Here is a 13,683-nt window from a genome sequence, read left to right as displayed (position 1 = left end):
TCAGAATCCCGCGAAACCGGCATTTGATGTAAGCAGGCTGGCAACATCCAGAATCAGGCTGATATTGCCGTCTCCCAGAATGGTGCAGCCGACAATACCCGCTTCTTTAATGCCAAAGCTGTTTAGATAGGTCGGCAAAGGCTTGATGACCACCTGCTGCTCACCAAGCAGTTCATCGACAAACAGGCAGTAGGAACTTTCACTGGTTTCCACCCACACAAAGATTCCATCGTCTGTTTTTCTTGCCCTCGGCTCCAATCCGTATAGTTCATGCAGCCGCACGACCGGATAGAAATTATCCATCTTGCCGATCATTTCGCCCTGCATTGCATCATGGATGATATCCGACTCGGACGCATTGAAGGACTGACGAATAGTCTGCAACGGAATGGTAAAGATCGAATCACCAACCGCAACCTCCATGCCGTCCATAATTGCCGTGGTCAGCGGGATTTTAAGCGTCGTGCATGTGCCTTTACCAAACTCGCTGGTCATCAACACAGTACCCGCGACCGACTCGATGTTCTTTTTCACCACGTCCATACCAACGCCGCGACCTGAGAACTCAGTAACCTCCGTATTGGTCGAAAATCCCGGCATCATCAGGAAGTTCAAGATCTCACGCTGGCTGTAATCGACATCCGGGCTGGCAAGTCCCTGCTTAATGGCCTTACGCAAAACCGCATCGCTGTCCACGCCCGCGCCGTCATCCTCAATTCGGATGATCACCTCACTGCCCGTATTCTGCGCGGACAGGATAATTTCTCCCTCCGGATTTTTTCCTGCTGCAATACGCGTCTCCTCATCAGGCTCAATGCCGTGATCCATGGAATTTCTCACAATGTGCATGATGGGGTCGCTAATCGCATCCACAATCGTCTTATCGATTTCCGTATCTTCGCCAATAATCGTCAGGTTTGCCCGGCGACCCAATTTCTGGCCCATATCACGGACAATGCGACGCATTTTCTGGAACGTACCGGATACCGGAACCATGCGCAGCGACATGGAGATGTCCTGCAATTCGTCGGTCAGCTTGCGCAGCTGACGGGCAGACTTATTAAAGTTATCCAGCTTAGCCGCATCCATCCCCTTTAGGTCAGGCGACGCAGTTACCATGGCCTCAGTGATAACAATTTCTCCTACTACAGCCATAAGCTGATCCAGCTTGGACAGGTTGACGCTGATAAGACTCTGCTTAATCTGATGGTGGGCCGGATTCTGTGTGCCGCTTACATCTGTTTTGGCAGTCTCGGCCGACTCTGCTTTCCTTTTCACCGCCGGAGCGGGTTCCTTTTCCGCAGACTCCGCGACCTTGCTCGGCTCACTTACCGCTTCCGCCTGTGCCGCAGTCTCTTCTGGCGGTTCCTCGTCGATTTCCTGATAGGTCTTGACAAAACCCAGTCCGCCAACCACCTGAATGGCCTGCTTGCGGTCATCGTCCGAGCTAAAGTGCATCACAAATCCGTTCTCGGAAATGGATTCGGACAATGACGAATCATTTTCCAGTCCTTCCGGCTCATAGGTAAACTCATGTATACACTGATCCTTGACATCATTGACCGCCATAAAGGCACGCAGATTTTCCATTCCACAGCCTGCATCCAGAAATACGCGCAACGAATACCGATGGTTAGCATCTGCACCGCTGGTCTTCGCCGCAGGAGCTGCCTGCGCAGACTGTGTCTGCGCCTGCCCCTGCGCTTCGGCAGCCTCTCCGTTAATTTTGTTGATGAACATATTAATTGCATTTAGGAAATTGTCGATATTGTTAGAAAGAGGTTCACCGTTCTCGATCTTGCTTACTTCATTTCGGAAGTAATCAATCGACTTAAACAGCAGGTCAAACAGCTGCGGTCGATCCTGTTCCGGAACAACCTCCATCGTATTTTCACGAATCAGATAGAACAGATCCTCAATCCGATGCGCAATTGTCATCAGAGGTTCAAATTCCATCATTGCCGCAGACCCCTTCAGGGTGTGCATGATTCGGAAGATTTCGTTTACGTCGTCTTCTGAAAGCGTGTCTGCCTGCTCGGCTGACAACATAATATTATCAAGCTGTTCCAGCAGTGTATTTGTTTCATACAAGTACATTTCCAGAACGCTATCGCTGTTATTTTCCATAAAATAAACGCCGCCTTTCTGAATTTTTAAATAACCGTGTTTATTTTAAATTCGACCAAATACGGCAGGAATTAAGACAGCACACAAAACATTACAGAAATTTCTATGGAAACGGAGCCTTACTATGCCAAATATTGCAAGCGTGACCAATCCTGTTCCGGGTCAGGAAGGCAATACATACCGATCGCCAATCACGCCCAACGACACACAAATTCAAAACATTCCCGACCCAACGCGCGTTGGGCGTGCGGATGCCCGGTCTGACCGTCAGGACACGGCCAATATGGATGTCGGACGCCGCTACGACTCCTATTTTCAAACATTTCTGCAGGCGCTGCGCTCCTCCGGCTCGATCACCGAAACCGCTGCGCGTTTTCTGATCGCCCATTCGGGTACTCTGGTGCTCTCCGGCCTTTCCCAAGGCATTGCGCAAGAGCTTTCCCAATTCATGCAGATGCTCAGCGTTGGGCCGGACGAACTGCTTGCCCTGCTGCAAAACCAGATGACCTCCGGCGCCCGCTTCAGCGGCAAGCTGTTTGATGCACTACGGGATGTTTTGCAGCGCAACCCATCTGCCGGTCTGCAAAACGATATACTGCAGTTTCTCAAGCGGTTTAACGATTTTTCATCCACCTCGCATATCGAACGTAATTTGGAGCGCACGATTCGGCAAATGACATGGTTTATGCCCAGCCGCTTCAGCAGCACGCTGGAGGGACACGCTGCCCAGTTGCGGCAGCTGCTTGCGCAGGGCGACCGAGGCGGTGTACTGCAACTGATGCAGGGCACCATTCTCCCCTTCCTTTCGGACTACGTTTCACAGATGCACGACCGCGGTATCGCCCGCAGCCTGCTGAGCCTGCTGATTCTCGATATCGCCCGTTACGAAAACGGAAATCCGCAATCCATGCTGCAATCCTTTTATCAGCTGCTCGGCTATTCCTCCATGAAGGAGCACTTCGGCCAGATGGACAGCACGCAGTTGATTCGTCTGCTGCAAGAGAGCGCGGCCTCCATTAACAATACCAATAATCCGATTGCCGACCATCTCTCACAGATGTCTGCCGCCGCTCTGCGCAGCGATGTCAGCGCGGAACTTCGGCAAACCTTCCAAGCGCTCATTGATTCCATTCTGGTCAATCAGAGCGTCTATATGCCGCTGGCGCACGCCATGCTTCCGGTAGAGATGAACGGTAGAATGATGTTCTCCGAATTGTGGGTCGATCCAAACGCAGAAAACGAAACCGACTCGTTCTCGCAGGAGAAATCCATGCGCATGCTGCTCAAGTTTGATATACAAGAGTTGGGCATGTTCGATCTGGTGCTTACCTATCATGACGGCACTGTGGACGCTTCGCTGCATTGCCCACCGCATTTGGAGAAATTCACTGAGCTGTTTGAGCGAAAAATGGCGGCAATGGCCGAACAGGACGGCCTGAAGGCGGCGGCCATGCGCGCCTCCCCCATGAGGCAGCCGCTTGCTATTTCCGAGGTATTCCCCAAAATATTTGAAAGGAAGGACAGCATCAATGTCGCAATATGATGGCAGTCGCAAGGCGGTAGCCCTGCAATACGAAAACGGCTCACCGGCTCCCGTTGTGGTCGCCTCCGGTATGGGCTATCTTGCCGAAAAGATCGTTGAGGTTGCTGCGGAAAACGGTGTTCCTATTTATGAGGACACCTCGCTGGCCACGATGCTTTCCCAATTGCAGCTCGGTCAGGAAATCCCGGAATCATTATATCGGTTCATCGTGGATGTGTATGTATATTTCCTGCATTTTGACCCTAACAACCCGCAAAAACCGCGCGTTCCGGTTTCCGCGGACACTGCGGTATCTGACAAGGAGGCGTCTGAAACATGAACCGAAGAGTAGCAGAAACGGAAAAATTCGTTTTTCTGGATGATAACCACCAAACGCTTGCCAGCGCTGTTCTACTCGGACAGCAAGGGCAGATCAAATCATTCCGATTGATTTATGCCCCGAACTGCGATTTACAAGCGCTCTCATCCTTTAACGTACTGAGCGTGAATTCCACTGAATTTATGGCTTGGCGCGGCAGGATTCAGCAAATCCGCGGCGACGTTCTGGATTTTGTTGCAGAAGAGAGAATCGATTCTCATCTGCGCAGACAGTTGCGCATCCCCATGGCATTCCGCACCTATCTCTATCCGCTGAAAGGCCATAGTACCCGCCTTCCGATTATCAGCAAGGATATCAGCTGCGGCGGCATCGCTCTGTATTGCGTTACCCCACTTCAGACCGGTGCAAAGTTTGAAATTGCGCTTCCTTGCACCAATCCCCCTCTAATTGTTCGTCTTGAAGTGCTTCGGGTTCTGTCCAAAGAAAAGAATCTGTATTCCTGTCAGTTCATTGATCTTCTCCCTCAGGAGGAGGCCATGATTCAGGAAAGCATTTTTGAATATGACCTACACCATCACACTGCGTAGGCCGATCGCGAATCCAAAAAGAAAAGGTGTTGTAAAAGATTATGATGCACTTTAGAAAAACTATTTTCCCTCTTCGGAAACGCGTATGCGCGTTGCTGCTCTGCCTGTGCATGCTGCTAGGCTTTTTACCTGTTTTTACCCCCACTGCGCAAGCGGCGGAGTCCAACTACTATCTGGACCGACTGGTCGCGTGGAACATTATGCGCGGCGACCAGTACGGTAATCTGGAGCCGGATCGCTCCATTACCCGCGCGGAATTTGTTACCCTGCTCAATCGCACCTTCGGCTATACCAAGACCGGTGCTCAGCCGTTCCGCGATGTGGTAACCCGCGACTGGTATTATGACGATATCAGCACGGCCTATACCGCCGGATATTTTCAAGGCACCTCCAAATCGACCGCTTCTCCCAATGCGACACTGACGCGTGAGGAAGCGGCCACCATGCTGTGCCGCAACCTGATGCTGCAGCCCGTTTCCGGCGAGAATCTGTCATTTACGGACAGCCGTCTGGCCAGCAGCTGGAGCCGTGGCTACATCAAAGCTGCTGCGGACGAAGGTATTCTGCGCGGCGATCCCAGCGGAACATTCCGTCCTCTCGACAACATCACTCGCGGTGAGGTCGCCATTATGCTGGTTCGCGTTATCGGCACTCCCATTCAGAATCCCGGCACCTACTCAACCAGCGTTGCGGGCAACCTGATGGTCTCCACCTCGGGCGTTACGCTTGAAAATATGACCGTTACCGGCGACCTGTATATTACAGGGGGCGTCGGACTGGGATATGTCACGCTCAATAACGTCACCGTATACGGTAAAATCATCGCCAGCGGCGCCGGCGAAAGCAACAAGGGCGACTGTAGTATCATCTTGAAAAACTGCACTGCCCCAGAGATGATCGTCGACAGCCCGTCCAACCAGTATGTCACCATCCGTTCGGTCGGCAACACCGATATTGATAAGGTGTATGTCCGTACTCCTACCTATCTGGAAGGCAAATCCACAGGGCGGCACGGCTTCCTGTATATTGAGGTAGACGGTGAACCCGGCACACGTCTCGATTTGGCCGGCAATATCCACGAGGTTGTCACTGTATCTCCGGAATCCGAAATCAACGTCGGCAGCGGCACCGTGGAAAAGATGACCGTCGATGAAAATGCGGTAGACTCCACCGTAACGATTGCGCAAGGCGCGGTAGTTGAAGAGTTGAATCTGGATACCGGAACAAATGTAACCGGTAAGGGCGATATCAGCACCCTGAACGTCAATGCACCGGGCTGCAAGGTGGAAATGCTGCCGGATGACATCAATATCCGTCCCGGCATCACCGCTGACATCAACGGCATGACGATGGACAGCACGCTGGCCGATCAGATGTCTGATTTCCCCCGCATTTTGAGCGGCTATCCGCGCATGGATGACGTTGCGCCGACACAGGCTGAGACCTCATTCATGACCAACAAGCCCGGTACCCTTTACTGGGCGGTTCGTCTGAGCGGTGACGGTGCGATGGCTGCCAGCGACCTTATCAAGCCGCCCTCCTACGGCGCAAACATTGTCAAAAACGGCAATCTCGCTGTGAAGGACGCAAACGAAGTGCTTTCTCAGGCAATTAACGGCTTGAAAATTGACACTTCCTATGTCCTGTCCGCTGTATTGGTAGACAGCCGCGGCGACCAGAGCATCGTCAAGAGCGTCTACTTCACCACGCCGGACAACAGCAAGCCCGATTTTGCCTCCGGATATCCAAAGGCAACCACCATCGAGGATACTTATGTTGACTTTGATGTGGCAACCACCAAGACCTGCACCCTTTATTGGGCAATCTATAAAAAGGGCATGCCTGCCCCCACCGCAAACGATTTCAAGGACGGCTCGCTGAGCGGTGCAATCGATTCCGGCAGCCGCAAGATGATCCGCAGCGAAGAGGATAGCATCCGCATGGGTGACATCATCGAAACCGCCAAGAACGCGCTTGCTGAGCTGACGGAATATGATGCCTTCTTCTTCCTGACCGATAACGTCAACGACTCGACTGTGAAGAAGGTTTCGATCACCACCGCTGACCGCACTCCGCCGGAGTTCCTCAACAACTATCCACGCATCTCCAAGATCGACAAAACCGCACTGACCGGTGAAGCCGCCATCAACGAGGACGGCAAGGTCTACTGGGCAATCGTTAAGCACGGTGTGGATTATCCGGTAGAAAATGCCGCATTGGATGACGACGCTGCCAGAGAGCTTGACCATAAGCTACAAATCAAGGGCGGCATGTACGCACTCAAGAGCGGTTCCTTCACTGCCAAGGCAAATACTGCCTCATCGTTTAATATGACCGGTCTGGAGGCAGAAACCGCTTACGACATCTATTTTGTCGCTGAAGATAACTCCGGTAACCTGTCTGACATTAAGGTTTTGGAAAATGCCAAGACACTGGATACCACCCCGCCGGAATTGATAGAGCTACGTTTCTCCCAAGCCAACGACGAAGGGATTCCGCTTGCGGATACCGACATTACGCTCGTGTTCAGCGAGGATATCTACAGCACGCAAACCAAGTTGTCACTGGTGGAAATGTACGAATCCGACAGGGAGACGTTTGATGTTGCCGGCAGCAAGGATGGCGAAACGGTTACATGGTCGTCGATCATCGACGGAATGTTCACTCTCAATAATCTGGATATCACCGACCCGGATAAAAAGGTTCCATTGGATCTTGGCTCTCCCTCCGGCAAGGAGAATATGACGGTTTCCCTCAATGAAAACGGTCAGACAGAAGTCACCTTCCATAATATTGCGCTCCCGCTGCTCAGCGGCACACGGTATCAGTTTGTTCTCAACTTTATTACCGACTCTTCCAACAACAATATGGGCCGGAATACCAAGTCTGATGAATTCCGCATCATGGACGCACAGGTGGACTTTAATGAACTGGAGATCGTCACTATTACTCCGCAAGGAAGCCCATCCGTTTCTGTGGATACCACGTTCTCCATGATCCCCTATGCCAACAGTACCGCTAATGCGTCAGCCAACACCCGATACGACCTGATTATTGCATCGGATACCACGATCTCTTTCAATATATACCGTCGATTGCATACGGAGGACGATTCTGGCGTATGGCAACAGGTCAACAAAAACGGCCCAATCTCTATTGTCAATCCGCCGGCTGAAAAATGGTCCGGCAGAAGTTATAACAAGGATATTGAAGTCTTGACAGAGCCTGAGCAGTATCCCACCTTACAGAGCCTGACAGCCGGCTACGACTACGCAGTTGAGTTAAAATCCATCAATGAAATTACCGAACCGGCTAAATGGGATGCAACAGTCAACCTATATCTGTTCTGTGTTGCCGGTTCGCCAAGCAATCTGCGCAATCTGATACAAGGTGATGTGACCGAATCCATCTGGCAGCAGCGCGTAATCACCGATAGAACCGTATCCTCGATCGGTAACCCCTCGGATTTCAGCATTGAAATCGTCCGTTCCAATCAGAGCGCGCCGAATTTCAACCAAGCCTATCCGCGCATTTCGCCGGGCGATTCGCTCACCACTGTGAGCTATCAGCTTGACCGCGCAGGCGACGTTTATTATGTTGTGGCGCCGGAAACCAATCTGCCGCCGAAGAAAGGTAACACAATCATCGATACCGAATACGGGCAGCCTTGGTACCTCAAACCTCCCCAAAGCTCCGGTATCCTGAATCTGGGTAAACTTAACGACACAGATGCACCAAATGTTCTCCCGTCCGATCCACGCGACATGGGCATTACCAGTCCAAACGCCAGCCAGATTATGGCGCCTTCCCAGTTCACCACAGATGCCGGATACCGCACTGGTAAGGTGTCATACTCCGGTGCCGGCACGGCCACCATTCAGATTGAAAACCTGAACGCGAACTCCAATTATTATATCTATTTTGTGCTGAAGGGCTCCTACGCCTTGCCATCCAGCGTAATATGCTATAAGTTCTCTACGACGGATGTGGTATCACCAAACCTTCAGGCAAATGCGCAGAATACCAATGATGTCCAATATCAGGTTTCCTCAGCCACACCGGGCACCATTCTGATTGACAGCTACTGGGTGCTTTATAATGCAAACCGTGACGGTCATCCCTCTATTTTCGAGGACACGATAATGGTAAATGGTAAGCCCGTCAAGATTCTTGATGCTATGAAGGATAACACGTTTGACCTGAATGCTGATTCCACCTTGAAGAGGCAGGTATGGACAACCTTAACAGGTGGTGGAGCTGGTTACCTGAATTCACAATCTGGTCAAAATCTAAATGTCTCAGCAGGCACTGAATGGGTACCCTTCCAGAACTTCTTGGATTCCGAGAAACTGGAATACAACAATACCTATGTTTTCATTGTTGCGGCTCAAAACAAACAGGGCGGCGATCCCGTATTCCGGTCTGTGCAGAACATTACGCGTGTGGATGCGTTTGGTCCCCGTATCGAAACCATTCTTACGCCTCCTATGTCTTCCGCTGCGGATCCCCACCTGTACAGCGGCACCATCACCGTCACCTTCGATAACGCACTCTATGTTCGCAAGAGTAATGGCAGCAAGGCAGCCTATCCTCCCGGGAATACAGATGATGCCTATCCGCTGGGCGAAGGCTGGTGCTATATCAGCAAGGCAAATTCAAAATCGCTGTCTATTACATGTCAAAAAATTCCCGCCGGCAGTATGATTGAAATTTCACCGCATGGACAGAGCGGTGCTGATAAGAGAATCTCTTATCCTTTCTTGGGCGAAAACGATTATTTCAGCAAGCTCGATCCCATCCGTCTGCTCCTTAGTGAAACCGTTAACGAAGACGGAACTTCCACCTTCCAATTTGTTATCAGCGCGCCTAAGCAAGACTGCGACGGTATGACATCGGAAATTATCACTCCGTAAACCCACACAAAAAAAGAATCCCTCGCGGGCTTCTTTTTTGCACTCTCCCCTGTTCCTTTTAATTATACTTTAATTTTTCCTCTGTATGATATATAATATTAATAGGTACAAAATTTTCCTGAAAGGAGAATGCAACGTGAAGGCTGCTTGGGAATTTTTAGAGAATTTCTATGCCGGTGTTTATGTCGCAGATATGAACACCTATGAGTTGATATATATGAACGCCAAGGCCAGGGAATGGTTTCAAATCTCCGATTCTGAGGAGTACAAAGGGCAAAAGTGCTATTCTGTTCTGCAAAAATTCCGCATGCCCTGTCCGTTCTGCACCAATACACAACTCATAGACGATCAGTTCTATGAGTGGGATTACTACAACCCTGTGGTTAACAAAACTTTTCATCTGAAGGATTATATCATCCAGCATGAGGGGCGAAAATACCGCATTGAATTCGCCATTCCCGACGAATCGGTTCCCCAACCCAAAAACAGTGGCAAAGCGAACGATGCCGAAGTGAATCCAGACTTCTTTATCAACAAATGTCTAATGGCCACACACTCCGTATCCGATCCTTCTGTATCGATAGAACTAATGCTGCAGTATATCGGTTCACAGCTCGGGTGTGCAAACATTTTGCTTTACGAACGGATGGATAACGGAGAATTCTTCAGCACCTATCACTGGTCTCCCTCAGCCGCTGAACACCCCGTCAATCTTTCCCTTCAAGTGGAATCTCCTCAACATCTCCAAAGTCTATACCGCAATGAGGTGTTAACTTTCAGCGATAGTGATGATCGTTTACCTAATCCTTCTCGGTTTTCGTCTCAACCGGATTTTTCTAACATCCATACGCTTGTCCTATCCCCCGTACTATCCAAAGGCCGAATCATTGCGCTGTTGCGGCTGGATAACCCAGCTGTACAGAACGTTCGCAAAATATCCGGCACCATCAAAGTCTTGTCCCACTTTATGGGTTCTATTCTGCTGCGCCGGGATTTGATGACGCATCTGGAGGAACTTAGCTATCATGATTCCATGACACAGTTGCTCAATCGGCATGCGCTCAACCGCTATATCAGCAGTGAGAGTTATCAAAAGCGTCAAACGCTTGGCTTAATTTACTGTGACTTGATCGGCCTAAAACGCATCAATGACAACTTGGGCCATAATAACGGTGATCGCCTGATTATGCAAGCCTCTCACATTTTAACCGAGCTGTTTTCCCCCAAGAATGTATACCGCATCGGCGGGGATGAATTTCTTGCCGTCTGTCAGGACATCTCCCAAAAAGGCTTGGAAGAACAAGTGGAGCAACTCCGCGCTCGTGTTGCGCAGGATAATTGTGCGTTGTCCATCGGGCACACATGGTCGGATTCATCTGAGGATGACTTCTCCCAACTCATGTCACTGGCCGACGACAGCATGTATCGGGATAAACTGTCTTATTACGAAAACCAGCAGGCGCACGAGCCGCACATCGAATCCACCAAATCCACTGCGTTTCAGGCGTTCCTGCAAAACTATTACTTTGACGCTGAAACCTTTTTACATTCGATTGCCATGCCGGAAGCGCCGTTTTACCTGTATTGCGGCGATGTGCAGCGCAATATTTACTACATTTCTGACAATCTGAGGGACACTTTCAATTTTGACAGCAACCTCGTCTATGATTTTGTCGGACTCTTGGAACAGCGTATCTACGAACCGGATCGCCAGCTTCATATCAAGGACTCACAAGCCATGTTCCGCGAGAAACACACCACACACAGCATCCGTTATCGTATCTTTGATAAGAATGGACAGCTCATCTGGATTCATTGCCGTGGAATACTCACATGGGACGAACAGAAAACCACGCCGTTGTTTTTCTCCGGCAGTATGATAAGTTTGAAAAACGAATCCGAAGTCGATCCTGTCACCGGCCTTTTAAATCTGTCCTGTGCCCTTAAGGACCTCGAAACACTTTGCCGTCGACAGGCGAAACTCCTGCTTCTCTGCTTCAATCTGCGCAATTTTTCCGATATCAACCTATCTCTGGGTCGGAGTACCGGTGATGCCATGCTTCGCGAAATCGCAAACCGCATGGAAATGGAGTTGGGTGAGCAGTTTCAATTTTTCCGGTTAGATGGCGTACACTTTCTGGTATTGACACAGCTTGACTATGATGTGCGTGTGCTCTCCGACACCATTCGGCAAATCGTTCTTGATATCTATCGACGTAATGGTATTCATATTATGTATCCCTGCGCCATTGGTGTATTGCACGCTCCACAGGATGGTACTTCTCCACAGGAGCTTATCGACAACATCCTGTTGGCCACACAGAATGCTAAAAAATCTCATTCTGCGGATTTTGTCGAATTCTCCACCTATATTTCAAAAGGATATCGGGAACAAACCGATATTAGCATGGCGCTTAATTATAGTGTAAACCACGGCTTTCAAGGTTTTCATATCGTTATGCAGCCTCAGGTAACAGCTGATACCGGCAAGATTTACGGAGGCGAAATTCTGCTTCGATGGAGCAACCACGGTCAGGATGTGCCCGCATCCAAATTCATTCCCATTCTTGAGCAGGTTGGCTTGATTGTTCCTGTAGGAAAATGGGTAATAACACAGATTATGCAGGCCTGTCAGGAAATCATTCTTCGCGCACCCCATTTAAAGATTTCCTTCAATGTCAGTTACCTTCAAATACTCGACTCCTCGTTTTTTGATTATATTCACAATGCCATGCTTCTGTACGGTATTCCCGGTCGCAATCTGATGATTGAATTAACGGAGACACATTTCGACGAAATGCCGGACTACTTGGAGCATTTTATCGATCAATGCGACAAAGTTGGTATCTCCTTTGTTTTGGATGACTTCGGTACGGCTTACTCCAGCCTGCACATGCTGCTGCAATACCCCGCAGACCTCATCAAACTGGATCGCACCCTGATGTGTGAGCTTACCTCTTCTCCGGAAAAGCTGAATTTTATGATGAGCATCATTTATGCCTGCCACCGTTTTGGCAAGAAAGTATGTGTAGAGGGCGTGGAAACCCAAGAGGATCTTCAAATTGTCCGCCAAACCGAATGTGACTTTATACAGGGCTTCTATTTCTACAAACCGCTTGAACTCGCGGATTTCTATCGTATTTTGCGCGGCGATGATAGCAATCCTACACTGAGCTGACTTTATTTGTTTGGAAAGGACCATGACCCATGCAAGAAAATCAAGAAAATATAGATTCTATGCAACAATATCTTGGCACAGCATGTGAAGTACTACAATTGGATAACAAGCTTTTATTCACCGGCTCCATCGACCAGTATGATGCCCGGGTGGATGAATTAACCGTTTCTGCTCGAGATGGCAGCGAAACGCCAAAGGGTATCGTATATCATACCCCTGTAAAGCTGCATGTGCAGACAACCATCTCAATGAATAAGGTGCTCCTGCTCTATGGTCAGGTGTGCCGTTGTACGCCTGAATTCTGGACAATTGTGTTACGGCACACTTTTTCCTGCGCTGAACGGCGCAGCAGTTTCCGTCAGCCTGTCTCCGTCGAAGCAGTTGTTTCGCGCGGCTCCGGTCCGGCTTCTTCTGCAGCAGCCCCTTGCCGAACGATTGACATCAGCTTGAGCGGGCTTTGTTTCATTAGTCGGGCGCGCTACCTTTCTGGAGAAAAAATCTTTGTTTCCTCTCTTCAGCTGCACCATGACGGGCCGATCCATTCCTTCGCGTGTACCGTCCAGCGAGTGCAGACACTGGAATCCGGCGCTTTGCGATATGGATGCCAATTTGATAATATCACCGAGCATCAGGAAGATTTGCTCTTCCATGACATGTTCTTGCTTCAAGTGAATACATTGAAGCAGCAATAGGAATCGCTCAATGTACTCCTCTTCAGATCCGATCCGTTGCCTGCTGGATGTCTACTTTTTCATTCCGCGCAACATCCCAGCAATTTGTATGAATTTCTCTGCCATTTACGAAAGGGACGCTGTTTTTTTCAGCGTCCCTTTTCTAATATTCGAAAACTTTTTTGTTGCAATCCCTCTCCCTATCCGCTGGCAAATTGAGTAACACACAGGAATTTGATAATGTAAGATAAGTTGCGCAAATTGAATAGAGGATAAAAAGAGACATGGTTTGCAGATCTCTGGTAGAATGAAGTTACCACACACCATTCTGAAAGGAGTCTGTAA

General features: G+C 49.6%; 7 protein-coding genes. 6 read left to right on the top strand and 1 reads right to left on the bottom strand.

The genetic code is table 11. From position 1 onward, the window contains the following. Complete coding sequence (locus ACTQ3V_RS03280) at positions 1-2,127, bottom strand: chemotaxis protein CheW (RefSeq protein WP_441466239.1); 2,127 nt, start codon at positions 2,125-2,127, stop codon at positions 1-3. A 124-nt stretch (positions 2,128-2,251) separates the two neighbouring features. On the opposite strand from ACTQ3V_RS03280, the gene ACTQ3V_RS03275 reads away from it, so the two are divergent. From ACTQ3V_RS03275 to ACTQ3V_RS03250, 6 genes are all read left to right on the top strand, one after another. Then, positions 2,252-3,670 carry a hypothetical protein gene (locus ACTQ3V_RS03275; RefSeq protein WP_441466238.1) on the top strand — a complete coding sequence of 473 codons (1,419 nt, stop codon included), beginning with the start codon at positions 2,252-2,254 and terminating at the stop codon, positions 3,668-3,670. Then, entirely contained in the window at positions 3,657-3,989 is a 333-nt protein-coding gene (locus ACTQ3V_RS03270) for an EscU/YscU/HrcU family type III secretion system export apparatus switch protein (protein ID WP_441466237.1), read from the top strand. Before ACTQ3V_RS03275 ends, ACTQ3V_RS03270 begins: the two co-directional genes overlap by 14 nt. After that, complete coding sequence (locus ACTQ3V_RS03265; RefSeq protein WP_441466236.1) at positions 3,986-4,576, top strand: PilZ domain-containing protein; 591 nt, start codon at positions 3,986-3,988, stop codon at positions 4,574-4,576. The genes ACTQ3V_RS03270 and ACTQ3V_RS03265 overlap by 4 nt, the downstream gene beginning before the upstream one ends. Positions 4,577-4,617: 41 nt before the next feature. Then, entirely contained in the window at positions 4,618-9,489 is a 4,872-nt protein-coding gene (locus ACTQ3V_RS03260) for an S-layer homology domain-containing protein (RefSeq protein ID WP_441466235.1), read from the top strand. A gap of 136 nt (positions 9,490-9,625) precedes the next feature. Next, positions 9,626-12,667 carry an EAL domain-containing protein gene (locus tag ACTQ3V_RS03255; protein ID WP_441466234.1) on the top strand — a complete coding sequence of 1,014 codons (3,042 nt, stop codon included), beginning with the start codon at positions 9,626-9,628 and terminating at the stop codon, positions 12,665-12,667. 29 nt (positions 12,668-12,696) lie between these two features. Beyond that, entirely contained in the window at positions 12,697-13,359 is a 663-nt protein-coding gene (locus ACTQ3V_RS03250) for a PilZ domain-containing protein (protein WP_441466233.1), read from the top strand. Positions 13,360-13,683 lie beyond the last annotated feature (324 nt).

Origin of the sequence: Candidatus Agathobaculum pullicola (assembly GCF_052117205.1) — a bacterium.
GTDB lineage: Bacteria > Bacillota > Clostridia > Oscillospirales > Butyricicoccaceae > Agathobaculum > Agathobaculum pullicola.
The sequence above is the reverse complement of the archived record's forward strand: the minus strand, read 5'-3'. Positions and strand labels throughout refer to the sequence as shown.

Excerpts from the sequence above, each read along its gene's own strand:
- ACTQ3V_RS03280 (WP_441466239.1), bottom strand. The coding sequence starts at position 2,127 with ATGGAAAATAACAGCGATAGCGTTCTGGAAATGTACTTGTATGAAACA.
- ACTQ3V_RS03275 (WP_441466238.1), top strand. The coding sequence starts at position 2,252 with ATGCCAAATATTGCAAGCGTGACCAATCCTGTTCCGGGTCAGGAAGGC.
- ACTQ3V_RS03270 (WP_441466237.1), top strand. The coding sequence starts at position 3,657 with ATGTCGCAATATGATGGCAGTCGCAAGGCGGTAGCCCTGCAATACGAA.
- ACTQ3V_RS03265 (WP_441466236.1), top strand. The coding sequence starts at position 3,986 with ATGAACCGAAGAGTAGCAGAAACGGAAAAATTCGTTTTTCTGGATGAT.
- ACTQ3V_RS03260 (WP_441466235.1), top strand. The coding sequence starts at position 4,618 with ATGATGCACTTTAGAAAAACTATTTTCCCTCTTCGGAAACGCGTATGC.
- ACTQ3V_RS03250 (WP_441466233.1), top strand. The coding sequence starts at position 12,697 with ATGCAAGAAAATCAAGAAAATATAGATTCTATGCAACAATATCTTGGC.